The following is a 24,952-nucleotide window of genomic DNA, read 5'->3' as shown; positions in this document are numbered from 1 at the left end:
TCTTGCGTCAGCCGTCGTGGGCCATGTCGACGAAGCGGGAGTAGTGGCCCTGGAAGGCTACGACGATGTCGGCGGTGGGGCCGTTGCGGTGTTTGGCGACGATGAAGTCGGCTTCGCCGGGGCGGGTGGACTCGCGCTCGTAGGCGTCTTCGCGGTGCAGCAGGATGACGACGTCGGCATCTTGTTCAAGCGATCCCGATTCGCGGAGGTCGGAGGCCATCGGCCGCTTGTCGGAGCGTTGCTCGGAGCCTCGGTTCAGCTGGCAGATCGCGATCACCGGGAGCTCCAGCTCCTTGGCGAGCAGCTTGATCGAGCGGGAGAACTCCGAGACCTCCAGCTGGCGGGACTCGACCTTCTTGCCCGACGTCATCAGCTGGAGGTAGTCGATCACGATCAGCTTGAGGTCGTGCCGCTGCTTCAGCCGGCGGGCCTTGGCGCGGATCTCCATCATCGTCAGGTTCGGCGAGTCGTCGATGAACAACGGCGCCTCCGAGACCTCACCCATCTTGCGGGCCAGCCGGGCCCAGTCCTCGTCGGTCATCTTGCCGTTGCGCATGTGGTGCAGCGGCACCTTCGCCTCGGCCGACAGCAACCGCATGGTGATCTCGTTGCGGCTCATCTCGAGCGAGAACACACACGAGGTCAGCCCGTGCTTGATCGAGCACGACCGGGCGAAATCCAGCCCGAGCGTCGAGTTGTGGGTCGGGATCATGGACCGGCCGGCCAGGTAGAGGTGGGCGGAGTTGTCCACCTCCACACAACGGACGGGCACGCTGTCGATCCGGCGGACCTGCTTGACCAGCCGGTTACCGATCCGGATCGTCGACTTCGGCCGGCGCTCCTTGTGCGTGATCATCTTTCGCGACAACTTGAAGACGTCGTCCACGGTACTGAAGGTCAGTACGTGCCCGATGGAGGATTCCGGCGTACGCCCCTCGACGGTCCGTGTTCGGTGTCCGCACTTGTACCCCAGGCTGACGATCAGCTCGTAGACATCCAGCGCGAGGCGTTCGTTGGTCAGCGTGATCTGGCAACTGCCCGTCGGGTTGACCGTCCCATCGGTGTCCAGCAGACCTGCCAGGAGCTCGCGCCGCTGGTTCTCGGACGCCCGCAGGAAATCGACTGGGATGTGCTTGTTGCCCAGGACGCCGATCTTGCGGAGGACGGCCTGAACCGTGCCGTGATCAGCGTGACAGGACTGGCAACGCTGGCCGCCCGCATACGCAGCGCCACAATCCGGGCAAGTCGGAGCTGCGACGGCCGGCGACAGGAATCTCGCCTTGCCTCCACAGGACTGCCCGCAGGTGCGGACCTCGACAGTCTTCGGCACGAACAGCGTTCCGCAGACGACACACTCGCGACCCGGCCGCGACTCCCGCGGAAACTGCAGCGAGTAGTTGAGGCTCGACTGCTGCCCGACCATCAACCCGGTGGCCTCCACGAACATCGCTACTTCCGGATCAGCCGACGTGAACCGGGCCGATGCCGAATGACCGTCCCCGAGCCAGACTCCCAGCGCGTACGGCGGCAGCGGAAGGCTGACCTCGGGCAGATCCAGAGCTGAGGCGTTGTCGATGGAGTGATTGACCCGCAACTCCGCGCCCGGGCAGTGCAGAGTTTCGGCGATCTCGGCCGTGGTCCGCACTGCGGCGAACTGTCGCTGACTGCGGGTTCGGTTGTGGCCGGTCTCGGCTGCCCACCGAGCCTTCCGCGAAGCGCGAGTCTCCGTCAGCCACTGGTGCTCGGCATCGGCGACCAAGGTGCTGCCGTCGGAGAACGTGATCTCGTAACACGGGCGGTCGACCAAGACCTCGGTCGCGGCAACGATCGTGGTGGGGCGCCCATCGGCGTCGATCAAGTGGTCTCCGACGCTCACCTCACCCATGGTCGTCCAGCCGGTGGGGGTCGGCAGTGGAGTGTCCAGTGCGAGCGCTTTGCCCATCGCCGGTCTGGCCGCGACGATGACCATCTGGCCGGGGTGCAGGCCGTTGGTGAGCTCGTCGAGGTCGGTGAAGCCGGTCGGTACGCCGACCATCGCGTCGCCGCGGGAGTCGATCGCCTCGATCTCGTCGAGGGCGCCCTCCATGATGTCCTTCAGCGGCGCGTAGTCCTCGGTGGTGCGCTTCTCGGTGACCGAGTAGATCTCCGCCTGGGCCTGGTCGACGACGTCGTCGACCTCGCCCTCGCCGGCGTAGCCGATCTGGACGATCTTAGTGCCGGCCTCGACCAGGCGGCGCAGGATCGCCTTCTCCCGGACGATGTGCGCGTAGTACCCGGCGTTGGCGGCCAGCGGCACCGAGGCGACCAAAGTGTGCACGTACGGCGCGCCGCCGATCCGGGTCATCTCGCCGCGCTTGGCCAGCTCGGCCGCGACGGTGATCGCGTCGGCCGGCTCGCCCCGGGCGTACAGGTCGGTGACCGCGTCGAAGACGATCTCGTGGGCCGGCCGGTAGAAGTCCGTGCCGCGCAGCGTTTCGATGACGTCGGCGATCGCGTCCTTGCTGAGCATCATCGCGCCGAGCACGCACTGCTCGGCGGCCAGGTCCTGAGGTGGGGTGCGGTCGAAGCCCATCTCCGGGCTGCGTTCTTCGTTCCCGCCGCCGGACCCCCCGCGGAACTCCGCAACGCTCACTAGCCCAGCCTCCTCGTTCGGCTCGAATCGAACACCTGATCGAACCCTAACCAGCGCCACCGACACTTTCGCTGGCAGTCACGCGACGGTACGCCTCCCACGCCGGACCCCGGTAGCCAGCCATCCACAGGGGTTGTGGACAAACGGTGCATAACCCCACGATCAGGTGTGCACAGGTTGGGCATATCCCTGTGGATATCTGTGGACGAGTTTCAACAACAGGCCTCTGACCTGCGCTTTCTTCTTCCCCACACTGTGGAGGAGAAAAAGATCCGGTACTCACAGGTCCGGTGCGCCGTCCCCCGGTGCGGCCAGGCACAATGAGGCCCATGCCCCTTACCAGCTGGTCGCAGGATCGGGAGATCCTCCGGCTGGCGGTACCGGCCTTCTTCGCGCTGGTGTCGGAACCACTGATGCTGCTGGCCGACTCCGCGATCGTCGGCCACCTCGGTACGCCGCAACTCGCGGCTCTCGGCGTCGCAGGCACTATCCTGCAGACGCTGGTCGGCATCTGCGTCTTCCTGGCCTACGGCACCACCTCCGCGGTGGCCCGGCGAATCGGGGCAGGCGACCACCGGGGCGCTCTCGCCCAAGGCATCGACGGACTCTGGCTGGCCGCGCTGCTGGGCGTCGTACTGGCTGTTGCCGGCTTGCTGTTCGCCCCTGCGGCGATAGCTGGGTTCAACCCCTCACCAGACGTGGCGGACCACGCGGTGACCTACCTGCGGATCTCCTGTCTCGGAATCCCCTCCATGTTGCTGCTGCTGGCAGCCACAGGCGTACTGCGCGGCCTGCAGGACACCAAGACGCCGATGATCGTGGCGATCGCCGCCAACCTGGTCAACATCGTCCTGAACCTCCTGCTCGTCTACGGACTCGGCCTCGACATCGCCGGCTCCGCACTCGGCACTGTGCTCGCCCAGACCGCCGCAGGCGTGGCCCTGGTCTGGGTGGTCGTCCGCGGAGCCCGCCGTGACGGCGCGAAGCTGAGGCCCGACCGCCCGGGCATCCTCGCTTCCGCCCAAGCCGGCATCCCCTTGGTCGTCCGGACCCTGACGTTGCGGGTGGCGATCATCATCACCACCTTCGTCGCCACCGACCTCGGTACGACGTCCGTCGCCGCGCACCAGGTGGCCTTCACGCTGTGGACCTTCCTCGCGCTCGCCCTGGACGCCATCGCCATCGCGGGCCAGGCGCTGACCGGCCGGGCCCTGGGCGCGGGTGACGTCACCGGGACGAAGGCGATCACCCGGCGGATGATGTGGTGGGGTCTGGTCTCGGGCTTCGTCGGCGGGCTGGCGCTGTGGGGACTGCACAGCCTGTACGTCCCCTGGTTCACCACCGACCCCGAGGTGCGGCACACGCTGGCCGCCATCCTGCTGGTTGCGGCGCTCTGGCAGCCGGTCAACGGAGTGGTGTTCGTGCTGGACGGCGTACTGATCGGCGCTGGCGACGGGCCGTACCTGGCGGTCGCCGGTGTCATTGCTCTCGTCCTTTACGTGCCGCTGGCGCTCAGCGTGCTGTGGTTCGACGGTGGCGTGGTTGCCCTGTGGTGGGCCTTCGGCGGGTTCATGCTGCTCAGGCTGCTGACCTTGCTGGCCCGTGAACGCCGCGACGGCTGGCTGGTCACCGGAGCCACCCGCTAGGCACCGACGCGGTACTAGGCGCTGACCTGGTTTTGCGGCATCGTGGGGTCCGATCGGAAGGAGCCGCATGGCCGACACGGACGACGACGAGCAGATCATCGCGCGGAAACCCAGGGTTCCGGCGCGAGGCGCTGACGGCGTACCCGAACTGGCGAAGGCCGACGACGAGCTCCGGGTCGAGGAAGAGCACGCGGAGGCCGGCCGGCTGCGGCGCGACGAAGACCTCGAACTGGACGACCGCGAGGAGCGGGAGCTACGCGAAGCCCGGCAGCGGCGCGATCAGGCGCTCGACAACGACGCCGAGATCGCCGACGCGATGCGCCGGGCCGATTTCGCCGAGCGGAACCATCGGCAACTGCGCGCCAAGGCGGCCGATGAGCGGTTGCTCGCCCGCAGCGACTCGGCCCACGCCGCACACCTGCGCGACGGTGCCGTCGGCCGCGACGATGCTCAGTCGGATGCCGACCTGAAGGCCGCCGACCGTGCGCAGGCAAGGGCGAACCACCGCGACCGGCTCGCGAACGACGACGACCGCCGCGCCGACTGGAACTACGCCGAAGGCCGCGAACAACGCCTGCGCGCCGAGCAGCCGCCCGCCGCGGAGGCGGTTCGCAACGCGCCCGAGGAGCCACCGGTCGCCCGCAAGAACGTCAAACGCCCGCGTCGGCTGGAGAAGAAGAACTCCAAGGCGCTGCGCGACTTCGGCCTGGGTGACTGAACACCCCTCACATTAGAGAGCGGAGCTCTCTGAAATACACTGGCCTGCGTGACCGAGACCCCGCGGCAGCGCCAGCACCGGCAGACGATGGCCGACATCCTCCGGATCGCTCACCAGCAGCTCGCGACCGAGGGCAGTGCCGGCCTCTCCCTGCGCGCGATCGCCCGGGAGCTCGGGCTGGTCTCCTCGGCGATCTACCGGTACGTGCCGAGTCGCGACGAGCTACTCACCCTGCTGATCGAGGAGTCCTACACCGCGTACGGCGACGCCGTCGAGGCCGCGGAGTCCCGCATCCGTCGCGACGACCTGGGCCGTCGCTGGTTGACCATAGGCCGCGCCGTACGCCGCTGGGCCGTCGCCAACCCGGCCGAGTGGGCACTGCTCTACGGTAGCCCGGTCCCCGGCTACAAGGCGCCTCCGGAGCGCACCACGGCTGCGGGTAGCCGGGTGCCACTCCTGATACTGGCTGTGCTGGCCGACGCTGACCTCCAGCCATCAGCGGACGACCCGCCCATGACCGCCGCGCTGCACCGCGAGCTTGACCGACTCAGGCCGCAGTTCCCGGGCGACTTGAAGCCGGAGGTGCTGACCCGTGGCCTGCTGGGGTTCTCGTCGCTCTGCGGGCTGGTGAGCCTCGAGCTGTTCGGTCAGTTCACCAACACAGTCACGCAGTTTCCGGGCCACCTGGATCACCAGCTGGCCCGCCTAGGCACAGTACTGGGGCTGCCTGAGCCCAGCTAGGCCACCTCGCTAGATCCCGCGGAGGTTGGGCTGGCGCTGGTCGAAGAAGAGACCGGCGGGCGGCTCCTCCACCGGCAGCGGCGGGATCGGGTAGTCGCTGTGCGTCCCGCGGCAGGCCGCGAACGGCCCGTCCGGGTCCAGCAGCGCCTGCATGTGCGGGTCCGCGTGGTCCCGCCACCAGACGGACATCCCGGTCGCCGGGTCGAGCCGCAGGTGTTCCCAGGCGCGCCAGATCGAGTCGAGCCGGCTCAGCGCCTCGGCGTGCCGGAACCACTCCGGGCACCACATGTACTGCTGGCCGATCCGCCGGCAGTACAGGTAGACCAGGCGGTCCTCCACGAAGGCCGCGACATGCGGGTAGAAGAGTTCCTGCTCACCATCCACGGCGCTGCTCCTCGCTCTGCTCCCAGATCGGGACCGGCGGACCAGACGGGGCGGCCGGAGGCGGCGCCTGACCGGTCCCGGCTGCCACCCACGCGTTCGCCCCACCCTGCGCCGCCAGCGCAGGACCCGCGCCCGGATCGTGGTTGGCCAGCGAGGCCTTGACGGCCCCCGCGTCGGGGCGCGCCATCCAGGGCACGGTCTTGATCATCGTCGCCGGGATCCCGGACGGGAAGACGACCGCGCGGCCGGGCGGCATCGAGGCGAGGTCGGAGACCTCCATGATGTGGTGCCGCTGGGTCTGCTTGCTGGTACCGCGCTCGCCCTTGTTGTACGAGACCGAGCTGGACAGGATGTCGTAGTCGCCGATCAGCTTGCTCAGCCGCTCCAGGAAGTTGGCGTCGGACGCGCCACCGCCGTACACCCGGATGTTCGCGGCGGACCAGAGCTTCTCCATCCCGCGCTCGCCCCAGCACTCCATCCCCTGGGCCCAGGACTGCAGGATCGTCATCAGCACGATGCCGCGGGAGCCGAAGTGGCTGTAGAGGTCCGGCAGGTTCTTCCAGCGGCAGACGTTGGCCGCCTCGTCCAGTACGCCGACCAGCGGGCTGGGCAGCCGGCCCATCGGGCAGGTCTTGGCGTACTCCTCCGCCGCCTCGACCACGGCCACCGTCAACGCGGTGACCAGCGGGCCCGCCGTACCGGCGCCTTCCTTGGACAGGCTGTACAGCGTGCCGCCCTCGCGGACGAACTGGTGCGGGTTGAACTGCGGGCGGTTGTCGTTCGGCCCGTTCGGGATGACCCAGCGGGTGACCTTGCGGTTGACCAGGAACTGCGCGCTCTGCTGCGCGGTGCCGTAGACACCGGCGCGCTGCTTGTCGGGCGCGTTGATCACACCGGACAACGCGTCGGCCGAGAGCTGCAGCCCCGGTGTAGCGCGCAGGATGCGCTCCGGCTCGTCGTTGCGCTGGTCCGCGAGCCAGCTGTAGACCTGCGTGATCGGGCGCTTCGCGACCGCCGCCGCGAGCAGCAGACCGGCCAGCAGGTCGGTACCGGCGGAGTCGAAGAAGGCGTCCGTCTGAGCACCTTCCTTGCGCTGCGAGGCGACGAAGTGCTCGGCCAGTTCGCGCGCCTTGGTCTCGTCGGTGATGTAGCTGAGCGGGTTCCACCACCAGTTGTTCGGCTCGCTGCAGACCTCCTGCGGGTCGAACACCCAGATCGGGCCCTTCTTCGCCCGCGGGTCGCGGGTGGCGTCGACGATGTCGCGCTTGTTCGAGGTGACCACCACGGCCCCCGGAGCGTCCAGGATCGCCGGTACGGCGCGCGACGTCGTCTTACCGGTTCTTGGTCCCCAGATGTCGACGTGCATGTCCTCCCAGGACCCGAACACCTCCAGGTTGTCCCGGACCGTCCGGCCGATCATCACGCCCGGCCCCGCGTGCCCGGCGCCCAGCCGGTTGGCGATCTCCTGCGCGCCCTGCCGGGTGAGCTTGTAGATGTCCTTGCGCTTCGACATCAGCTGCGCGGAGCGGTCCACCCGGGAGCCGGCGTTCTTCATCCGGCCGACCAGGTAGAAACCACCGACGGCGAGCAGGGCGAGCACGACCACCTCGAGGATCAGTACGCCGGTCGCCGCGCCGGACCAGCGGACCCGGCCGTTGATCAGGTCGACCAGGTTGCTCATCGGGTCGCCGATCGGCCGGGTGCCGTTGATCGAGGCGGCCACCTTGGTCGCGATCCAGGTGCCCCCGACGACCAGCGCGAACAGGCCGATCCCGATGAAGACCAGGACCGACTCGGCCGACAGCCCGCCGGGTCCGGTGCTCTTCCTGCCCTGTGCCATTACTCGTCAACTCCCGTTCTGGCGACCACCCGGGTGGTCGGGTCGGGGGGCGGCAGCGCCGTCATGGTCGGGTCGTCGAAGGTGTACTCCTCGACCACCTCTTCGGTACCGTCCTCGGCGATCTCCACCTTCAGCGGCTTCCCGTCGACACCGGTCTTCCACAGCTTGTTGGTGTCGTTGATCTCGCGCTCGACCGAGGTCAGGCCGACGTGCACCGGGATGCCCGGGCGGCCACCGACCTTGACCAGGAAGTTGCCTCGCCCGGGAGGCGCGGCCTCCTCACCGGTGGCCGGGTCCCAGGCGGGTGGGTCCTGCCAGCCGATCAGCATGTTCTGCTCTTCGCCGGACAGCGGTACGACGGCGGTCAGGTTCTCCATCTCGGCCCGTGGCAGGCCGCCGCAGATCACCATCCCGGACCGCTCGACGAAACCCTTCGCCTTCATCCGGTCCTCGGAGTGCTCCAGCGCCAGCAGGTCGGACATCGTGTGCGAGATCATCGCCATCCCGACACCGCGCTGCCGGTTCAGCCGGGTCAGCGCGTCGACCCGGTCGACCAGGCCGCGGCCGGCCCGGAGTACGCGCCAGAGCTCGTCGAGGATGACGAAGTAGTGCCGGCGCGGCTCGAGACCGGCGTCGGCCAGCGCCTGCGCGACGGCGACCGCGCCGAAGCCGTAGGACCAGCAGGCCAGCAGTACGGCGGCCTGCAGGCTGGTCTCGGAGTCGTCGATGTTCGAGACGTCGAAGACCACCGGGCGGTCCATCGCCATCGGCTGGTCGGTCTGCTCGGAGAAGATCTCCCCGAGCCGGCCACCGCCGACCAGACCGATCAGCGACGCCTCCAGGCCTTCGGTGATCTGCCGGTAGCGGTCCATGCTGCCGCGGTCGAGCGCGACGTCGCGGACCCGGTCCGGTGCCTCCTGGACGACCTGCAGCAGGTCACGCAGTACGGGGGTGCCCTCGTGCCGCTCGTCGAGCACCTTGAGCGCCTCGTCGAGGATGGTCTCCTCGCGGTCGGTCGGCGGCGCGGACCGCATGATCGAGATCAGTGCGGAGACCATCGTCTGCCGGCGGCCGTGCGCGTCGGCCTGGATCGCCTGCCGCGCGCTGCCGGTGAGCCGGAGCGCCGCACGCCGGGACTCGCCCGGGTCGAGCACGTTCAGGTGCCCACGGCCACGACCGAGCTCGATCACCTGCCCACCGAGGGCCACCACCAGGTCCTTGTAGTCAGGCTTCAGGTCGCCGAGCACCAGCGGCATGACGCCGTACCCGGACAGCCCGAGGGCCATCCGCCGGATGATCGTCGACTTGCCCAGACCGGGCTTGCCGAGGACGAAGACGGACGGGTTGGAGATCAGCTTGGCCCGCATGAACCAGCTGATCGGGTCGCAGCACATGGTGGCGCCGGAGAGGATGTTGCGGCCGATCGGTACGCCGACCATCGGGCTGCCGGTACCGGCCGAGAACGGCCACATGCCGCAGACCTGGACCGTCGTACCGCGCCACTCCTGCGGAGCCTGCAGGTACGTCGAGTAGCCGCGAGCCGGGCCGGGCCAGCCACGCGGCATCGGCCGCTTGCCGCCACGGGTCGGGTCGACCGGCGCCTTGTCCTTCTTGCTCACAGCGACTCCCGCAGACCGGCTGGGACCGACAGGTGACTCTGCAGCACGACGCCGAGCGGCAGCGCCGCCACGAAGGCCGAGTCCTGCGACCCGTACGCCGGCCGCAGCAGCACGCGGGCGGTCGCGCCGAGGTTGTCGATCGCGGCCACCATGTCCGGGATCTGATCGGCCGACATCACCGTGCCGGTGACGATCATGCCGAAGTTGACCAGGCCGGCGCCGCGAGCCTCTTCCTGCGCGGTCCGGTCGGCCGCCCTGGCCTCCGCGATCGACCGGGCCGACGGGCGGGACGACGTACTGGCGCGGAACGAGGCGTTGCGCTTGTCGGCCTCGACCATCCGGGCCGAGGTGGCGGCGTCGAGCGGACGGTAGAGCAGGGTGACACGCTTGCGGTCGATGTCGGGGTGCGGGCCGACCAGTTGGGACAGCACCGACGAGAAGACCTCTCCGCGCGGCGCCTGCGTCATCTGCCAGGTGACCGACCACGCGCTGTCGTGCCGGTACTTGTCCCAGAACGACTGGGCACCGGCCGGGCCGACGTCGGTCCACTGCAGCTCGGGCGACATGCCCTGGCTGCGGGCCTCGTCGATCAGTCCGGCGGCCGCCGGGTCGTAGGCGATCCGGATCGTCTCGCAGAGTTCCTGCGCGTTGACCGGCCGGGCAGCGCCCGCGCCGGTGGAGTTCAGGCTCTGGGTCAGCGCCGGGAGCCGGGACGCGAGCTCGCGGCCCATGTCCTCTTCCTTGCGGCGCTTGCCGCTGCGGTCGGTGCCCTTGAAGGTCAGCGCGACCCGGGCGGAGACCAGCGCGGAACCCTCGGGGTAGGTCTGGACCACCTCGGTGAGCATCGCCCGGGCGATCGCCGGGGTGCCCTCCTGCATGTTGTTGCTGACCTCGCGGCGCAGCCGGATGCCGGTGTCCGGTGCGCTCTCCACCGTCACCGAGGCGGCGATGACGCCGGGCTCGTGACCGAGCGAGGCGAGCCACTGACCCCAGTGCGCGACCCAGACGTCGATCTGGTCCTCGTCGACCAGCGACGCGCCGTCCGGTTCGGCGTTGATGATCACCGTGAAGTGCCGGGTGCTCGGGTAGAAGAGCAGCGCGAACGGGCGGCCGTAGGAGTCCTTGTACTCACTCAGCTGGGAGGCCGCCGCCAGTCCGGGCAGCTGGAACTTGCCCCACGGCGTACGGCCGAGTGGGCCGGAACGGTAGATGTTGTGTTTGGCCATCTTTGCTCGCTGCCATCCAATACGGGTCGAGATCCGTTGCAGGGCGGACTGGTTGTGTTTGTCCTTCGTCATCAGCAGACCCAGGCAGATGCCGACCAGCAGCATCACCACCAGCGCCGGGCCGATCCCGGCCGCGGTCATCACGATGATGGTGAGGATCAGGCCGCCCATCATGATGCCGGTGCCGAGCGAGCCCAGGCCGCCGATACCGGCCGAGGCCGGCTGCCGCCAGTTGCCGTAGGTCCGCGGGACGGTCCGGATGTTGTCAGCCGCTGCCACTAGGTCCCTCATCCATCGCGTCGTTGTTGATCGTCTCGTTGGCGCCGGCCTGGCCGACTTCCTTGGTCACGTCGGCGGCCTTCTTGACGGCCGCTGCCGTGGCGACCACTGCGATGCCCACCGGGCCTGCAGCAGCACCGGCTCCTGCCGCCGCACCACCGGCTGCCGCACCACCCGCAGCGGCTCCACCGCCTGCGGCCGCACCACCCGCAGCGGCACCGCCACCCGCGGCCGCGCCACCACCACCAGCCGCGCCGCCGGCTGCACCACCACTGGCGCCACCTCCGGCACCACCGCCAGCGCCACCACCGCCACCACCGGCCGCGCCACCACTAGACCCGCCGCCGGTGCCGCCACCGCCTCCTCCGCCACCACCCCCGCCTGAAGGTGCACCGCCTCCACTGCCACTGGGCTGGGACGACGGATTCTGCGAACCCTGCGGACTCGACGGCTGCTGACTGGGCCGGCCGACATTGCGAGCGCCGCTCGGGCCGTCGCTCTCGCCCTTGGTGGACTCGTTGACCTTGTCACCGATCTTGTCCGCGCCGACCATCTTGGCCGCGAGCATCCCGGCGCCTGCCGAGCCGGCCGTCGCGGCCACCATCGGAGCGATGAAGCGCATCAGCGCGGGCAGCGCGAACAAGGCCAGCACCAGCATCGTGATGCCGACGACCATGTTCATCACCTGCGCGCCGACGGGCTCCTTGATGTCGTCGAAGTTCAGGCCCTGACCGTTGTTCGACGCGAGTCTGAGGGCGGTCGCGTAGACCAGCGCGGCCACCGGTTTGTAGAGGATGAAGGCCAGCAGCCAGGAGATGATCCGCTTGAACCAGCTCTTGCCCATCTCGGTGTTGGTCGCCGCCGCCGCGATCGGCAGCACGCCGAGCAGCAGGATCAGCATTCCGCTGCGGACCACGATCAGCACGACCTGGATCACCGAGGCGAGCAGGGTCAGGATGCCGATCGTGATCATCAGCCCGACGCCGACCGCGCCGGCCGTGGCGGAGAAGCCCATCACCGCGGTCATCGCCTCGCCGAAGGCCTTGCCGCTGGCGGGAAGTTTGTCGTCCTCGGTACAGAACCAGCCGGTCGCGTTGCCGTCCTGGATCGCCGTGGTGATGATGCAGTTGGAGAACCGGTCGCCGAACTCGATCAGCACCTGGACGACCGCGATGCTGAAGGCCGAGGCGACGCCGAAGGTGATCAGCGAGCGGAGCATCTCCCGGACCGGCTCGCCACGGTGGCTGATCGCCATCTGGATGGCTGCCACCATCACGCCCAGCACCGCCACGAAGACGGCGATGTACTGCGTGTTGCCCCAGATCCAGCCGACCGTGTCGCTGGCCGGAGCACCGGTCGCGATGCTGCCCACCGACGGGGTTTTGACGAAGACCCAGAAGGTGCCGATGGTGGTGAACATGGTGCCGACGGCCACGGACAGGGCGTCGAGAATCGGCTGGAACATGAGTTCGATCAACTTTCCGACGGCGTTGCCGAGCGCTTCCTTGATCCAGCCCACCAGGCAGTCGTACCAACTGCCCGCGCAGAGCGCGATCCTGATCATCTCAAGCCGCCTTCGGGGAGACGAAGCGCAGCAGCGCCGGCAGGGCGACGACCCCCATCACCATCATCGTCACGCCGGTGATGACCTTGAAGGTGGCGTCGGTGGGCGACGACATCAGCTTGATCGCGGTGGCGTAGATCAACGCCGCCACCGGTTTGTAGATCACGAACGCGACCAGCCAGGCGATCGCCCGCTTGAACCACATCGCGCCCATCTCGGTGTTGGTGGCCGAGGCGGTCAGCGGCAGGACGCCGACCAGCAGGATCAGCATCGCGTAGCGGATGATCATCAGGGCCAGCTGGATCAGCGCGGTGATCACCATCAGGATGCCGACCAGGATCACCAGCGCCAGCCCGACCCCGCCGTCCTTCAGCGGGTCGGTGACCTTCTCGACCAGCTTCTTGGCGAAGGCGTTGTCGTCGGCGCCGAGGGCGCGGTCCAGGATCCAGGCGGAGAACTGGTCCGAGGCCTGGATCAGCAGCGCGATGAAGCCGGTCAGGCCGGCCGAGACCATCGCCATCGTGATCAGGCTCTTCATGATGTCGCGCAGTGGTTCGCCGCGCTGCGAGATGGCCATCTTCATGCCGCCGGCGATCACCGCGATCGACGCGGCCACCACCAGGATGTACTGCGTGTGGTCGTGCACGAAGGTGATCGTCCGGTGGTCCTGGACGTTCGGGGAGTCGATCTCGATCCAGAGGAAGCCGACCGCCTTGATGACGGCTTCGACGGCCGCGATCACCATCGCCTTGATGGCGTCGAAGATCAGCGAGAAGAATCCGCCGATCGCCGAAGTGACCGCCTCGCCGAGGTACTTGTCGAGGCACTCCCCCCAGTTGGGTGGCCACAGGCAGTTGATCTTCGGGATCATCACGCGCCCCCGAACCGGACGTAGCCGGTCAGCGACTGGAGCAGGTCGGGCTCGACCGCGCCGTTGAAGCTGCCGTCGGTCTGCAGCGAGGCCCTCCAGTCACCCTTGGACCAGACCATCGTCACCGGGATCGCCCCCACCTTGGTGTCCTCGGTCCGGACGGCGACCTGGATGATCGCGCGCTGTGGCAGGTAGTCGACCACCTTGAAGGCGGTGAACTGGGCCACCGACTGGGTCGGTCCCTGGGTCGGTGGGGTCGCCTTGCCCTCGGCCAGCGCGACCTTGAGTCCCGCGTTCTGGACGAACCGCTGGCGCAGTACCGGCATCGTGAGGTCTGGATTGCGGATCTGGCCCAGCGTCACCAGGGCGGCCAGTACGGCGCCGGTCGGTGAGTGGGCGAAGCAGGAGCGGACTCCGGCACTGTCCATGACGGCCGGCCCACCTTCCTGCTGCGTCGGGATCAACATGTCCGCCTCGAACTCCCACGTCACCGCGGTCGGTGTGGTTCGGGGAATCCGCAGATTGCCGGGCGTGCTCTTGCACCCGCCGACGCCCGGGGTGGGGCGCGCGGTCGGCTGGGTGGCCGACGGGTTCGTCGGCTCCTCGCTCGGCGGGGTCGCCGCCGGGCCGGTCGGCTCGATGGTGGGCTGCTCGGTGGGAGCGGTGCTGTTGGTCGGAGTCGAGGGCCGGCTGTCCGGGGTGGTGTTCCCCCGGGCGAAGAACCAGACCAGGAGGCACACGAGCACTGCACCGACGACGATCACCGACGCGACGAATCCGCGGTCCATCCAGAAGGATCCGCCGCCGTCGGTGCTGCCGTCTCCGGAATCGGAGCCGGAGTCCCTGCTGAACAGTCCCACGCCCGATCAGCCTCCGGCGACCGGGCGCGGCTGGTGGAACAGCGTCACTGCAACGCCCCGACCAGCAGCGTCGCCGAGGCGATCACGATGCAGGCGGCCAGCACCCAGCCCAGGCGGGCGGCGTGCTCGCCACCCTCACCACGACGCTGGCCGACGGCCATCATCGCGCCGGCGATCAGGATGCCGAGAATGCAGACGGTGAAGGCGATCCAGCGCACCCAGTCGACGACCTTGAGCAGCTTGTCCGAGCCGGGAGGCGCCTCGCCTCCGTTGCCCATGATCAGGTCAGGAATCAAGTGAGCCAACATCATCATTGCGGTGGTGCCTTTCAGTAAGGGGCGGGGTATCCCGCTGGGTTCGACGCGCGAAGAGCGTAAATGGATTCAAGGACTTCGAAAACCTCGTCCGGGGTGTTGTCAGGGGTGGGATCTTCCCCCCTTCGCCACTCCTCGATCCAGGGAATGTCCCAGACCCTGGGGACGCCGCCACCGACGATGTCGGCGAAGTCGTCCAGAACCCTGGGCAGCCGGCCGGGCGCGTCGGCGATCAGCACCAGGCCGAGCACCGCCACGCCCTGAACCACACCGGAGGCCCACTCGATCGCGGCGCGCTGAGCGGCCCGCAGCCCTGACCCGTGGGTGCGGGCGACCAGCACCACCGGGGTCGGCACCGGCGGCGGCGGGATCGGCCAGCGATGGCCGGAGGCCCGCGTGCCGGGCAGTAACTGTGACATCGTCGTCTCGCCGGCTCCACCGTGCACCCCGACCCACCAGAGGGTGTCGGCGGCGGGGATGGCGAACTTGGGCAGCCGCTGATCCTCCGCCGGAGCCGGTACGCCGTGCTGCGGCGTCGCCGGCCCGCGGGGAGTCAGGTCCGCAGGCTGCGGGGGACCCTGGTGCGGCTGCTGCGGACCGGGCTCCGGCTGTTGTTGCCGAGTCCACGGGTTCTGCGGCGGCTGCGTCATGGCCCCTCCTTTCGCGGCGTGTCACGGGCTGTCGCCCACAGTATTCTCTCGCTATCCGGGTGTACTGGCGTGACCCATCCACAGGCGAGGATGTTTCTACCCCCTTGTCGGGGTCAGACGAGCCTGGCCGGCTCGCGTGCTGACATGCCATCGGGCGGAAGCATGAGTTACGGGCGGACGCCATGCTAGAACGGCGTAGACACCGACGGACTACCGAGGGAGTTTTGTGGCTGGAATGAGAGGTCACCATGGCTGACAAGGGCATCCCGTCCTGGCCGAAGGTGACGATCCGGCTGTACGACGACCACAACGCCGAGGTCAAGATCGCCGGCCGGAGTCACCCGGTCAACCACCACGACCCCCGGCAGGCGGCGATCCAGCTCGTCAGCGAGCGGGCGGCCCAGCTCGGCCGCCCGGTGAAGGCGACCGCGGTCGAGTCCGACGGCGCCTCCTGGCCGCTGATCATCCACCCGGACGGCCGGGTGGAGTCGGTCGATGTCGATGTCAAGAGCAAGAAACCGATCTGGCCGATCATCGTGGCGACCGTGCTCGCCGGGCTGCTGATCGCCGGTACGGTCCTCTGGCTGGTCGTCCTCCGGAAGCCGAGCGACAACGTCACCCAGCCGACCGTCTCGCCGAAGCTGCCGGAGCTGCCCGGCCCGAGTGTCGGACCGGACCAGTTCTCCGCCCGGCCGGTACCGCCCGGCTGGACGGCCACCGCGAGCTGGACCGTGGATCTCGATCCCGACACCAAGCCCGCCGTCTCCCCCACCGGCCGCGAGGTCGCGATCATCACCCAGGACGAGAAGATCGCCGTCTTCGACGACACCGGCAAGGTGCTCTGGCAGGACAAGGTCCCGCGCGGCGCCGAAAGCCCTGTGTACACGACGATCGACGGCAAGCCGGTGGTGGCCGTGGTCGCGCCGGAGTCCTTGTACTACTGGGCCGGTGACGGCGCCGAGGCGGTCGAGCTCGAGCTGCCGAACTCCGCCAGCGTGCAGTTCTTCGGCGCCTCTCCCCTGGTGGTGCTGGGCAGCGAGGGCGGCGCGAGCGTCGTCTCCGGTGGTGAGCTCAAGGCACTGCCTGCACCGGAACGGCTCGCTACCCTCCTGCTTGCCGAGGGCGACAAGGGCTTGTCGGCGCGGTACCGCGGACCGTTGTACTGGGACCAGCCTGGCAAGGAGACGGTCACCGTGCAGCCCGCCAAGCCGAAGGGCGCGACGGGAATCAACCACATCGTTGCCGCCAGCCCCGGCCGGGCGCTGGTCATCTGGAACACGCCGGTCGCCGACAAGGTGATCCCGGTCGTCCACGACAGCACCTCGGGCGCCGCGGTGGCGACCTGCCCGACCTCGGCCCCGAACAAGGCGGCCGGCTGGCAATGGCTGCCGGACCAGGCCGGCAAGGTGGCCGCCTGGGGTGAGTGCCTGATCAACTTCACCACCAACAAAACCTCGGCGTACAAGGACTTCCAGCCGCAGTCGATCACCGGCCTGACGATCTACGGCCAGGCTCTGAGCACTCTGGTCGCCGGTACGCCGGGCGGCAAGTTCCGCCAACTGCAGCCCGGAACGGCCCGGCCGTGGGGTGTGGCCGGCACGCGCGCCATCGTCGTCTACGACGGAACCCTCTACGCGCTGGACAAAAAGTGAGGAAGCGTCTGCTGACCGGCGTCGTCGGTACCGCGCTGCTGCTCCTGCCGGGAGTCACGGCGTCCGCCGCCGACGACCCGGTGCCACCGAAGTGGCCGACGATCCAGAACTTCGGCACCACCGGGGGCACAGCGGACGACCCCAAACCCGTCACCTGGCCGGACGTCGCCGAGCCGGGTCCCGACTCGGCCGCCGACCCCAAGGCCCCTACCTGGCCGGCCCCCGAGCCGCTCTGATCCGCATCACCGTTCAGGCGCGTGGCGGGGCTGCGAGTCTCTGGGAACGGCAAAGGAAGCGCGCCGCCGAGCCGCGACACAACGACAGCTGAACGCCGGCTTGCCGTGAAACAGCGACAGCTGAACGCCAGGTTGCTCTGGCTGACACAGCGAAGGCCCGCTCTCCCCGAGGGGCGAGCGGGCCTTCGTGGTGCTGGGTGAGGCGTTGCCTCAGACTGCGACGACCTCGAGCCGGACGGTCGCGGCGACGTCAGGGTGCAGCTGCACCGAGACGGCGTGCTTGCCGGTGGTCTTGATCGGCGAGCCGATGGTGATCGCCCGCTTCTCGATCAGCGGTCCACCCGCGGACTTGATCGCGCCGGCGATGTCCGCCGGGGTGACCGAGCCGAACAGGCGACCGGTCTCGCCGGCCTTCACGTCCAGCTGGACGCCGAGCTGCTCGAGCTGGTTCTTGACCTCGCTCGCGTGCTCCTTGCCCTGGATCGCCCGGGCGTCACGCGCCCGCTTGATCGACTGGATCTGCTTCTCCGCGCCACGGGTCCAGCCGATGGCCAGGCCACGCGGAACGAGGTAGTTACGGCCGTAGCCGTCCTTGACCTCGACGATCTCGCCGGGGGCTCCGAGGCCCTCGACCTCCTGCGCCAGGATGAGCTTCATGTCTCAGACCTCCCTCAACGAGCGGTGCTCGTGTAAGGCAGCAAAGCCACCTCGCGAGCGTTCTTGATGGCAATGGCGACATCGCGCTGGTGCTGGACGCAGTTGCCCGTCACCCGACGCGCGCGGATCTTGCCGCGGTCGGAGATGAACTTGCGCAGCAAGCCGGTGTCCTTGTAATCGACGTACGTTGCCTTGTCCTTGCAGAAGCCGCAGACCTTCTTCTTCGGCTTCCGAATGATCTTGGCCATTGTGGTGCTCTCTTCCTACTACTAGAGCCCGGCGACTGCCGGAATGGTCATTCGGTCGAAACTGTCCTGCTCGATCAGAACGGGGGCTCTTCCATCGAGCCACCGCCGCCACCCTGGCCGGCCCACGGGTCGTTGGCCGGAGCGGACTGACCGCCACCGCCGCCGCCACCCGCGGGAGTCGCCCAGGGGTCGTTCTGCGGGGCGCCGCCACCTTGGTTGCCGCCGAAGCCGCCCCCTTGGTTGCCGCCGCCCTGGTTGCCGCCACCACCACCGAAGCCACCACCGCCACCGCCACCGCCGTCAGAGCGGGACGTCTTGGTGATCTTCAGGGTCGCGTACTTCATGCTGGCGCCGATTTCCTCGACATCGCACTCGAAGACCGTGCGCTTGTTGCCGTCACGATCGTCATAGCTTCGTGCCTTCAGCCGGCCATGAACGACGATGCGGGAACCACGGGTCAGCGACTCGGCGACGTTCTCGGCGACCTGTCGCCAGACAGCGCACTGAATGAAGAGGGTTTCCCCGTCCTTCCATTCGTTGCTCTGCCGGTCCAGGTTGCGCGGAGTACAGGCGATCGTGAAGTTCGCGACCGCGGCGCCTGACGGCGTGAAGCGGAGCTCCGGATCCCCGGTCAGGTTCCCGATGAGAGTGATGGGTGGCTCGCCGGCCATGTCAGCTCCTCCTGTACTACGGACGATGGGTGGTGTGAAGACGCCAGACCACCTGACGCCCCAGGGTTACTTCTGGTCCGGACGGATGACCTTGGTGCGCAGGATCGACTCGTTCAGCGAGAGCTGACGGTCGAGCTCCTTCACCACCGCCGGCGTGGCGGTCAGGTCGATGATGGCGTAGATGCCTTCGGCCTTCTTCTTGACGTCGTAGGCCAGCTTGCGACGGCCCCAGATGTCGACCTTCTCTACCGTTCCACCTTCCTTGCGGACGATGTTCAGGTACGTGTCGAGCGACGGCTCAACGGTGCGCTCTTCGAGCTCAGGGTCGAGAATCACCATGACTTCATAACGACGCATGCGCGAACTCCACCTCCTTCGGACTTTGGCGGCCACGGTCTTTCCGTGGCAGGAGGGCGATGCGTGCCCGCCGCCGACAATCGCCGTCGGCGCCGAGCTGGGTCAAGCAGTAAGCCCGGTCGAAGGACCGGGCCCACACCAACAGAATACCAGCGCCCGGACCTGCTATTGACCACTGTCCACAGGCCTGTTCCGGCGGGTCAGGTCGCTGACGCCCCAGCCACCTCGTCGGCCTCGTCCTCCTGGTCCTCGAACTCAGCCACCACGAGCAGGTCGATGTGGACGGCCAGCAGGCGCCCGTCGGAATCCGACGTGCTCAGCACGGGGTAGTACCCGTCGCCCCAGCCCGAGTGAGCCAGTACGACGTTCTCGCCGGCGGTGGCGGCGGGCATCACCACGTTCGCGCAACCCTTGATCAAGTGCTCCTTGGAGTCGATCAGCGCGAACCAACTGTCGTCCCTGCCGTTGTCGTAGACGTCCTCGTACCAGTCTCCCGCCGGCATCGCGCTCGCCACCGCGTCGGCATCGGCGAAACCGACCGTCCCGGCGTCCACCGGAACCGAGAAGTACTTGCCGTCCTCCGGCACCTCCCCGGCCCTCGCCGCCGCGGTCACGGTTGTCACCTCCCCCTCGGCCAGTACGACGCTCAGGTACGCCTCGCGCAGGTGACTGCCGTCCTGTTCGTCCGACACGTCGGCAACCGTCACGCGGACCGGATAGTCACCCGGCGGGATGTCGACGACGATCCCTTCGCCGAGGTTCACGAACGGGTCGCTGGCCTCCAGGCGGCCGCTCGGCACACGCAGTACGCCGAGGTCGTGCACGGTCAGGCTCCAGTTGTCCTTGCCGACCGAAACGGGCCCGGGCGACAGGGCGCGGAAGTTCTCGACTGTTGGCATGCCCGAAGGCTACGGACGCCCGCCGACATCGTCGTACGCCGGATCGTGCCTCCGCGGGCTGGCGAGGGGTTGCGGGACTGTCGGTGGGCGGCCATAGGGTGACGGCATGAGCTTGAGACTGGGTGCGCACGTCGAGCAGAACGACCCGCTGGCCGAGGCCGCCGACCGGGGGGCCGACCTGGTCCAGTTCTTCCTCGGCGACCCGCAGGACTACAAAGCACCGAAGGTGGCGTACGCCGACGGCGCCGAGGCGCTGAAGGTCCGGGCGGAGGCGGAGGGCATCGACCTCTACGTGCACGCGCCGTACCGGCTGAACGTGGCGACCCTGAACAACCGGATCCGGATCCCCAGCCGCAAGCTGCTGCAACAGACCCTCGACAAGGCGGCCGAGATCGGCGCCAAGGGCGTCATCGTGCACGGCGGTCACGTCGGCGAGGACGACGACCCGGAGGCCGGGTTCGACAACTGGCGCAAGTGCATCGAGCGCGCCGAGCTGCCGGTCCCGCTGCTGATCGAGAACACGGCCGGCGGTGAGAACGCGATGGCTCGCAAGCTGGAGCGGATCGCCCGGCTGTGGGACGCGGTGCAGAGCTCCGGCAACGAGCACGTCGACCGGGTCGGCTTCTGCCTGGACACCTGCCACTTCCACGCCGCCGGCGAGGACCTGCCGACCGTGGTGGAGAAGGTGGTCGCGATCACCGGCCGCATCGACCTCGTGCACGCCAACGGCTCCCGGGACGCGTTCGGCTCCGGCGCGGACCGGCACAGCAACTTCGAGGAGGGTGAGATCGACCCGGCCGAGATCGTCGCCGTGGTCAAGGCCGCCGACGCTCCCGTCGTCGTCGAGACCCCCAACGGCGATCACGGCCAGAAGGCCGACATCGACTTCCTCCGGTCACACCTGAAGTAGTCGCTCCGGTCGAGCGCTCAGGCAGTCACTCGGCCGAGGTGGTGACCCGGCCGGTGGGCGGGTTCAGGTTGTGGAGCCAGTACGTGATGCCCCACGGCAGCAGCAGCGCCAGCCCGCCGGTGTCCCGGCCGGGGATCAGGATGTCGGCCCCGACGGCGACGACCAGGCAGATGGCCGACAGCTTGAAGAGGCTCGTCGGCCCTACTTTCTTGCCAAGGGTGACCCGGCCCAGCGCGCAGGCGACGTACAGAGCGGTCAGCGCGATCATGGCGAGTGCCGCCAAGGCGACTCCCAGCCAGGCGAGCGGCCGATAGTCGGCGGTCGACTTGACGACATCGGCGACGAGGAAGCCGCCCACGAACACGGTCAGCACGGCACAACCCCAGAGAATGCGGGTGGTGATGCGCTCGGCGCGCTCGGGACTCGGTTCGGCAGCAGCCATGCGCCGGACGCTATCGCAGACCGCCAAGCCGCCGGTGCACAGCGGTGGACCGGTGGTGGACCAAGATGAGCCGATGCAGACCTGGGCCGAGCAGCTTCCCGACCTGTACGCACCCGCCCACTGGCCCTGGGGCGAGCTGGACGTCCAGTTCGGGACCGAGCAGCCGCCGGACGAGCTGATCAGCAACGCGCACGTCGTGGCCCGGACCGAGGGCGGCATCGTCGTCTGCCAGAACGACCTGGGCTGGCGCTTCCTACCCGGCGGGACCAGGGAGCCGGGCGAGACGATCGAGCGACTGGTCGAGCGCGAGGTGCTGGAGGAGGCCGGTGCCCGGATCGCCGGTCCGCTGACCTGGCTCGGCGCGCACCGCGCCGATCACCGGCGCCCCACGCCGTACCGGCCGCATCTGCCGCATCCGGTCTCGTACTGGGCGAACTACGTCGTCGACGTCGTGGTGGACGGCAAGCCGACCAACCCGGAGGACGGTGAACAGGTCACCGAGGTGCTGGTGCTGCCGCCGGACGCGGCGATCGAGTACCTCGACGGGATGGACGACAACGACGGCGTGATGGGCGAGGTGGTCAGACTGGCTCAGGCAATGGGACTGGTCTAGCTGTGATGTCCAGGGAGGTTGGTCAGTCGGCTGATTGGTGGTTTGCCTCCGATGGCGGAGTGGGCTCGGTGGTGATTGTAGAAGTGGAGCCAGCCGGGTAGGGCTGTGTTGCGTTGGTTGGTTGAGTTGTAGAGCCGGGCGTAGGCCCAGCCGTCGGCCAGGGTGCGGTGGAAGCGTTCGATTTTGCCGTTGGTTTGTGGCCGGTAGGGCCGGGTGCGTTTCGGGGTGATGGCGAGTGCTGTGCAGGTGTCGTGCCAGGCGTGGGAGCGGTAGCAGGATCCGTTGTCGGACAGGACGCGTTCGACGGTGACGCCGTGGTGGGTGAACCAGGCGACGGCGCGTTGGAGTACTGCGGTGGCGGTGCTGGCTTTCTCGTTGGTGTGGATTTCGGCGTAGGCGAGGCGGGAGTGGTCGTCGATGACGGTGTGCACGAACGCGGTACCGATGTTGGGGTGGCCTTTGGCGGTGCGTCCGGTCCGTAGCGCGGTGCCGGCACGGTTTTTGTCGCCTTGTTGTTTGCCCAGGTAGCGCCAGCCGCCGCCGTCGGGAATGTTGGCGAATTTGGTGACATCGACATGGATCAGCGATCCGGGATAGTCGTGTTCGTAGCGGCGCAGGGGTTCGCCGGTGACCCGGTCGATCCGGGACAGCCGGTTGATTCGGCAGCGCACCAGTACTGCATGGACGGTGGAGGCGGGCAGGCCGAGGCGGCCGGCGATTTGTACCGGGCCGAGCCGGTGGCGCCACCGCAACCGCACGATCCGGCGTACCAGGTGTGGCGGGGTCTTGAAGGGGCTGCGGCGCGGGCGGGAGCTGCGGTCAGCCATCCCTGCAGGTCCTTCGGCGCGGTACCGCTGGGCCCATTTGCGCGCCGTTTTGGCTGCGACCATGAACATTTTCGCCGCCGCGGCACAGCTCCAGCCTTGATCGACGATCAGACGCGCGAGCCGTAGCCGGGTGCGGGGGGTCAAAGTCGCGTTAACGTGGGACACGAAGGCCTCCGGTGTGGTGAAGCGGTGAACTAGACAGCTCCACTTCACAACCGGAGGCCTTCACCTGTCACACCGACTCACCGCCGCAACACGGGACAACCTTCCTGGACATCACATCTAGCCGACTTCCACGGCAGCACGAAGGCGCTCACCAGGCACAGACCGCCGGCGATCACCATCGCCGTGCGGATGCTGGTCAGTGCCGCCAGTACGCCGCCCGCGGCCATGAAGGCGGGCTGGACCGAGCGCGAGGTGATCGACCACGAGGTGATCACCCTGGCCATGAAGCCGTCATCGGTCACGTTCATCCGGTACGTCGCGAAGGACGGGTTGAAGGCTCCCGCGGCGACCAGCAGGCAGGTCTCGGCGACGATCAGCAGCACGAAGCCGTCCAGACCGGGGGTTGCCAGGGGCAGCAACAGCAGCCACGGGGTCCGCAGTACGCCGAAGAGCAGCAGCATTCGATGCAGCCCGAGTCGCAGGGTTAGACGCGGCGCGAACCAGGCGCCGAGTACGCCGCCCAGGCACGGCACGCCTGCCACCAGGCCGTATTGCCAGGGGTCCATGTCGAGTTCGCGCAGCATCAGCACGGGCAGCAGCGGCGACACCATCATCACCGGGCCGCCGAACAGCTGAGAGTTCCAGAACAGCGCACGCAGCCCTTGGTGGCGCCAGATGTAGCGCCAGCCCGCCGTCACGTCCCGCTTGCCCTGACGGGGTTCCGGCGCTGCCTCCGGCTCGCGGATGCGGCGGACACCGACCGCGGACAGCAGGTACGACACCGCGTCTAGGACCAGGGTCAAGGGAGCGCCGACCAGGCTGACCAGCCCGCCACCGATCGGCGGCCCGACGCTCATCGCCGTCCAGGCCGTCGACTCGAACCGGCTGTTCGCCTCGGCTCGCCCGGCGACCGGAACGAGCGCCTTGAGATGAGCGCCGCTCGCGGCGGTGAAAGCGATCAGCGCGGCGGCCTGGATCACCCCGACTATGCACAGCTGTGGATAAGTCAGCAGATCGAGCACTGCCGCGACCGGCACACTCAGCAGTGCGAGGAACCGCACGACGTCCGCCGCGACCATCACCGGTCGCTTGCGGCGCTGCTCGATGAAGTCGCCCATCGGCAACGCCAGCACGGCACCGACCACTGCCGACAACGCGGCCAGCAGCGATACCTGGAAGGTGCTCACGTCCAGCACCAGCAGAGCGACAAGTGGCAGCGCGCCGTACCCGATGCCACTCCCGAATGCGCTGATCGCATAGGCGGCCCAGAGCCGGCGGAAATCCTGACTCAGAGCGACACCGGACGACATCAGCCGATCGTAGGAGCCGCCACCGACAGACTCGCCGACCCCCAGCTCACCCGGTCATCAGCGCAGGTTGAGCCCACCGTCGAGCAGGATCACTTCACCGGTCAGATACTCGTGCACGGCCAGCGTGGCGATCAGGTCGGCGACCTCCGACGGCCGAGCCGCCCGCCCCATCGGGCTGATGGTTTTCCACAGCTCCTGCGCCTCGGTCCAGTCGGCCGTCAGCGGAGTGTCCACCAGCCCGGGCGCCACCGCATTCACCCGTACGCCGGGCCCGAGCGCCGCGGCGAGCAGCTTGGTGACGTGGTTCAGCGCCGCCTTGCTGGCGGCGTACGCGATCGAACTGCCCTTCGGCCGTACGCCGGCATGGCTGGTCACGTTCACGATGGCACCCCGCGACTCGCGGAGCGCGGGCAACGCCGCCGTGCACAGCAGCCACGGAGCGATCAGGTTGACCTCGAGCAGCCGGCGCCAGTCAGGGGCCGACAACCCGTCGAGCTCCGCATGCGGCACCGGCCAGCTGATCCCCGCGTTGTTCACCAGTACGTCGAGGCGCCCGTGGGCCGCCAGCACAGCCGGGACCAGCGTCGCTGCCTGATCTTCCTGCGACAGGTCAGCCTGCAA

The 24,952-nt window shown here is 68.6% G+C and carries 26 protein-coding genes; 7 read left to right on the top strand and 19 right to left on the bottom strand.

What is annotated here, in order from left to right; translation table 11 throughout:
* Nucleotides 1-7: 7 nt before the first annotated feature.
* Nucleotides 8-2,509: a replicative DNA helicase gene (gene dnaB / locus OX958_RS02125; protein ID WP_270138974.1), complete on the bottom strand. Its 2,502-nt coding sequence runs from the start codon at nt 2,507-2,509 to the stop codon at nt 8-10.
* A gap of 452 nt (nt 2,510-2,961) precedes the next feature.
* Here dnaB and OX958_RS02120 point away from each other — a divergent pair, with 452 nt between their 5' ends.
* From OX958_RS02120 to OX958_RS02110, 3 genes are all read left to right on the top strand, one after another.
* On the top strand, nt 2,962-4,278 hold the full coding sequence (locus tag OX958_RS02120) for an MATE family efflux transporter (protein ID WP_270135325.1): 1,317 nt from the start codon (nt 2,962-2,964) through the stop codon (nt 4,276-4,278).
* A 67-nt stretch (nt 4,279-4,345) separates the two neighbouring features.
* On the top strand, nt 4,346-4,996 hold the full coding sequence (locus OX958_RS02115) for a hypothetical protein (protein ID WP_270135324.1): 651 nt from the start codon (nt 4,346-4,348) through the stop codon (nt 4,994-4,996).
* A 48-nt stretch (nt 4,997-5,044) separates the two neighbouring features.
* Complete coding sequence (locus OX958_RS02110; RefSeq protein ID WP_270135322.1) at nt 5,045-5,737, top strand: TetR/AcrR family transcriptional regulator; 693 nt, start codon at nt 5,045-5,047, stop codon at nt 5,735-5,737.
* Nucleotides 5,738-5,746: 9 nt separating this feature from the next.
* Here the strand turns inward: OX958_RS02110 and OX958_RS02105 are convergent, their stop codons facing one another.
* From OX958_RS02105 to OX958_RS02065, 9 genes are read right to left on the bottom strand one after another with little or no spacing between them, the layout of a single operon-like run.
* Nucleotides 5,747-6,121, bottom strand: coding sequence for a DUF4913 domain-containing protein (locus tag OX958_RS02105; protein WP_270135321.1), 375 nt, complete (start codon nt 6,119-6,121; stop codon nt 5,747-5,749).
* Nucleotides 6,111-7,961 (bottom strand): type IV secretory system conjugative DNA transfer family protein, encoded by a 1,851-nt coding sequence (locus OX958_RS02100; protein ID WP_270135319.1) that lies wholly within the window; start codon nt 7,959-7,961, stop codon nt 6,111-6,113. Before OX958_RS02100 ends, OX958_RS02105 begins: the two co-directional genes overlap by 11 nt.
* The gene (locus OX958_RS02095; RefSeq protein ID WP_270135318.1) at nt 7,961-9,580 is read right to left on the bottom strand and encodes an ATP/GTP-binding protein; all 1,620 of its coding nucleotides are present in this window, start codon (nt 9,578-9,580) and stop codon (nt 7,961-7,963) included. Before OX958_RS02095 ends, OX958_RS02100 begins: the two co-directional genes overlap by 1 nt.
* The gene (locus tag OX958_RS02090) at nt 9,577-11,097 is read right to left on the bottom strand and encodes an SCO6880 family protein (protein ID WP_270135317.1); all 1,521 of its coding nucleotides are present in this window, start codon (nt 11,095-11,097) and stop codon (nt 9,577-9,579) included. Before OX958_RS02090 ends, OX958_RS02095 begins: the two co-directional genes overlap by 4 nt.
* Nucleotides 11,072-12,649, bottom strand: coding sequence for a type IV secretion system protein (locus OX958_RS02085; RefSeq protein ID WP_270135316.1), 1,578 nt, complete (start codon nt 12,647-12,649; stop codon nt 11,072-11,074). The genes OX958_RS02090 and OX958_RS02085 overlap by 26 nt, the downstream gene beginning before the upstream one ends.
* A gap of 1 nt (nt 12,650) precedes the next feature.
* Nucleotides 12,651-13,520: a hypothetical protein gene (locus tag OX958_RS02080; RefSeq protein ID WP_270135314.1), complete on the bottom strand. Its 870-nt coding sequence runs from the start codon at nt 13,518-13,520 to the stop codon at nt 12,651-12,653.
* Nucleotides 13,520-14,380 (bottom strand): hypothetical protein, encoded by an 861-nt coding sequence (locus tag OX958_RS02075; protein WP_270135313.1) that lies wholly within the window; start codon nt 14,378-14,380, stop codon nt 13,520-13,522. The genes OX958_RS02080 and OX958_RS02075 overlap by 1 nt, the downstream gene beginning before the upstream one ends.
* Nucleotides 14,381-14,424: 44 nt before the next feature.
* A complete protein-coding gene (locus tag OX958_RS02070) occupies nt 14,425-14,694 on the bottom strand; it encodes a conjugal transfer protein TrbC (RefSeq protein WP_270135312.1) in 270 nt (89 codons plus the stop codon).
* 14 nt (nt 14,695-14,708) lie between these two features.
* Nucleotides 14,709-15,344: a DUF6668 family protein gene (locus OX958_RS02065; protein WP_270135310.1), complete on the bottom strand. Its 636-nt coding sequence runs from the start codon at nt 15,342-15,344 to the stop codon at nt 14,709-14,711.
* 248 nt (nt 15,345-15,592) lie between these two features.
* Between OX958_RS02065 and OX958_RS02060 the strand changes: the two genes are divergently transcribed.
* Both OX958_RS02060 and OX958_RS02055 read left to right on the top strand, forming a co-directional pair.
* Complete coding sequence (locus tag OX958_RS02060; RefSeq protein ID WP_270135308.1) at nt 15,593-16,996, top strand: hypothetical protein; 1,404 nt, start codon at nt 15,593-15,595, stop codon at nt 16,994-16,996.
* Nucleotides 16,993-17,232 (top strand): hypothetical protein, encoded by a 240-nt coding sequence (locus OX958_RS02055; RefSeq protein ID WP_270135307.1) that lies wholly within the window; start codon nt 16,993-16,995, stop codon nt 17,230-17,232. The genes OX958_RS02060 and OX958_RS02055 overlap by 4 nt, the downstream gene beginning before the upstream one ends.
* A 210-nt stretch (nt 17,233-17,442) precedes the next feature.
* Here the strand turns inward: OX958_RS02055 and rplI are convergent, their stop codons facing one another.
* The 5 genes from rplI to OX958_RS02030 form a co-directional block, all read right to left on the bottom strand.
* Nucleotides 17,443-17,889 carry a 50S ribosomal protein L9 gene (gene rplI / locus OX958_RS02050; protein WP_270135305.1) on the bottom strand — a complete coding sequence of 149 codons (447 nt, stop codon included), beginning with the start codon at nt 17,887-17,889 and terminating at the stop codon, nt 17,443-17,445.
* Between the two features lie 14 nt (nt 17,890-17,903).
* Nucleotides 17,904-18,137 carry a 30S ribosomal protein S18 gene (gene rpsR / locus OX958_RS02045; protein WP_270135304.1) on the bottom strand — a complete coding sequence of 78 codons (234 nt, stop codon included), beginning with the start codon at nt 18,135-18,137 and terminating at the stop codon, nt 17,904-17,906.
* Between the two features lie 74 nt (nt 18,138-18,211).
* Nucleotides 18,212-18,808 (bottom strand): single-stranded DNA-binding protein, encoded by a 597-nt coding sequence (locus OX958_RS02040; RefSeq protein ID WP_270135303.1) that lies wholly within the window; start codon nt 18,806-18,808, stop codon nt 18,212-18,214.
* A 66-nt stretch (nt 18,809-18,874) separates the two neighbouring features.
* Complete coding sequence (gene rpsF, locus OX958_RS02035) at nt 18,875-19,165, bottom strand: 30S ribosomal protein S6 (protein WP_270135302.1); 291 nt, start codon at nt 19,163-19,165, stop codon at nt 18,875-18,877.
* 200 nt (nt 19,166-19,365) lie between these two features.
* Nucleotides 19,366-20,064 (bottom strand): DUF4241 domain-containing protein, encoded by a 699-nt coding sequence (locus tag OX958_RS02030; RefSeq protein WP_270135300.1) that lies wholly within the window; start codon nt 20,062-20,064, stop codon nt 19,366-19,368.
* A gap of 106 nt (nt 20,065-20,170) precedes the next feature.
* Between OX958_RS02030 and OX958_RS02025 the strand changes: the two genes are divergently transcribed.
* Entirely contained in the window at nt 20,171-20,974 is an 804-nt protein-coding gene (locus OX958_RS02025; protein WP_270135299.1) for a deoxyribonuclease IV, read from the top strand.
* A gap of 25 nt (nt 20,975-20,999) precedes the next feature.
* Here the strand turns inward: OX958_RS02025 and OX958_RS02020 are convergent, their stop codons facing one another.
* Nucleotides 21,000-21,416, bottom strand: coding sequence for a hypothetical protein (locus OX958_RS02020; RefSeq protein ID WP_270135298.1), 417 nt, complete (start codon nt 21,414-21,416; stop codon nt 21,000-21,002).
* Here OX958_RS02020 and OX958_RS02015 point away from each other — a divergent pair.
* Complete coding sequence (locus OX958_RS02015) at nt 21,415-22,029, top strand: NUDIX hydrolase (protein ID WP_270135297.1); 615 nt, start codon at nt 21,415-21,417, stop codon at nt 22,027-22,029. The two genes, OX958_RS02020 and OX958_RS02015, sit on opposite strands and share 2 nt — an antisense overlap.
* On the opposite strand, the gene OX958_RS02010 is transcribed toward OX958_RS02015, so the two are convergent.
* The 3 genes from OX958_RS02010 to OX958_RS02000 form a co-directional block, all read right to left on the bottom strand.
* Nucleotides 22,026-23,021, bottom strand: a complete 996-nt coding sequence (locus OX958_RS02010; protein ID WP_270135063.1) for an IS481 family transposase — start codon at nt 23,019-23,021, stop codon at nt 22,026-22,028. The genes OX958_RS02015 and OX958_RS02010 overlap by 4 nt on opposite strands.
* A 77-nt stretch (nt 23,022-23,098) precedes the next feature.
* On the bottom strand, nt 23,099-24,331 hold the full coding sequence (locus OX958_RS02005) for an MFS transporter (RefSeq protein WP_270135296.1): 1,233 nt from the start codon (nt 24,329-24,331) through the stop codon (nt 23,099-23,101).
* Nucleotides 24,332-24,388: 57 nt separating this feature from the next.
* Nucleotides 24,389-24,952 carry an SDR family NAD(P)-dependent oxidoreductase gene (locus OX958_RS02000; RefSeq protein ID WP_270135295.1) on the bottom strand — a complete coding sequence of 188 codons (564 nt, stop codon included), beginning with the start codon at nt 24,950-24,952 and terminating at the stop codon, nt 24,389-24,391.

Origin of the sequence: Kribbella sp. CA-293567, from assembly GCF_027627575.1 — a bacterium.
GTDB lineage: Bacteria > Actinomycetota > Actinomycetes > Propionibacteriales > Kribbellaceae > Kribbella.
The sequence above is the reverse complement of the archived record's forward strand: the minus strand, read 5'-3'. Positions and strand labels throughout refer to the sequence as shown.

What these genes read in the sequence shown, in the direction of transcription:
- OX958_RS02115 (WP_270135324.1), top strand. Translation starts at nt 4,346, where the DNA reads ATGGCCGACACGGACGACGACGAGCAGATCATCGCGCGGAAACCCAGG.
- rplI (WP_270135305.1), bottom strand. Translation starts at nt 17,889, where the DNA reads ATGAAGCTCATCCTGGCGCAGGAGGTCGAGGGCCTCGGAGCCCCCGGC.
- OX958_RS02060 (WP_270135308.1), top strand. Translation starts at nt 15,593, where the DNA reads ATGGCTGACAAGGGCATCCCGTCCTGGCCGAAGGTGACGATCCGGCTG.
- OX958_RS02015 (WP_270135297.1), top strand. Translation starts at nt 21,415, where the DNA reads ATGCGCCGGACGCTATCGCAGACCGCCAAGCCGCCGGTGCACAGCGGT.
- OX958_RS02005 (WP_270135296.1), bottom strand. Translation starts at nt 24,331, where the DNA reads ATGTCGTCCGGTGTCGCTCTGAGTCAGGATTTCCGCCGGCTCTGGGCC.
- OX958_RS02030 (WP_270135300.1), bottom strand. Translation starts at nt 20,064, where the DNA reads ATGCCAACAGTCGAGAACTTCCGCGCCCTGTCGCCCGGGCCCGTTTCG.
- rpsF (WP_270135302.1), bottom strand. Translation starts at nt 19,165, where the DNA reads ATGCGTCGTTATGAAGTCATGGTGATTCTCGACCCTGAGCTCGAAGAG.
- OX958_RS02085 (WP_270135316.1), bottom strand. Translation starts at nt 12,649, where the DNA reads ATGATCAGGATCGCGCTCTGCGCGGGCAGTTGGTACGACTGCCTGGTG.
- OX958_RS02070 (WP_270135312.1), bottom strand. Translation starts at nt 14,694, where the DNA reads ATGATGATGTTGGCTCACTTGATTCCTGACCTGATCATGGGCAACGGA.
- rpsR (WP_270135304.1), bottom strand. Translation starts at nt 18,137, where the DNA reads ATGGCCAAGATCATTCGGAAGCCGAAGAAGAAGGTCTGCGGCTTCTGC.
- OX958_RS02100 (WP_270135319.1), bottom strand. Translation starts at nt 7,961, where the DNA reads ATGGCACAGGGCAGGAAGAGCACCGGACCCGGCGGGCTGTCGGCCGAG.
- OX958_RS02065 (WP_270135310.1), bottom strand. Translation starts at nt 15,344, where the DNA reads ATGACGCAGCCGCCGCAGAACCCGTGGACTCGGCAACAACAGCCGGAG.
- dnaB (WP_270138974.1), bottom strand. Translation starts at nt 2,509, where the DNA reads ATGCTCAGCAAGGACGCGATCGCCGACGTCATCGAAACGCTGCGCGGC.
- OX958_RS02020 (WP_270135298.1), bottom strand. Translation starts at nt 21,416, where the DNA reads ATGGCTGCTGCCGAACCGAGTCCCGAGCGCGCCGAGCGCATCACCACC.
- OX958_RS02120 (WP_270135325.1), top strand. Translation starts at nt 2,962, where the DNA reads ATGCCCCTTACCAGCTGGTCGCAGGATCGGGAGATCCTCCGGCTGGCG.
- OX958_RS02080 (WP_270135314.1), bottom strand. Translation starts at nt 13,520, where the DNA reads ATGATCCCGAAGATCAACTGCCTGTGGCCACCCAACTGGGGGGAGTGC.
- OX958_RS02040 (WP_270135303.1), bottom strand. Translation starts at nt 18,808, where the DNA reads ATGGCCGGCGAGCCACCCATCACTCTCATCGGGAACCTGACCGGGGAT.
- OX958_RS02090 (WP_270135317.1), bottom strand. Translation starts at nt 11,097, where the DNA reads ATGAGGGACCTAGTGGCAGCGGCTGACAACATCCGGACCGTCCCGCGG.
- OX958_RS02025 (WP_270135299.1), top strand. Translation starts at nt 20,171, where the DNA reads ATGAGCTTGAGACTGGGTGCGCACGTCGAGCAGAACGACCCGCTGGCC.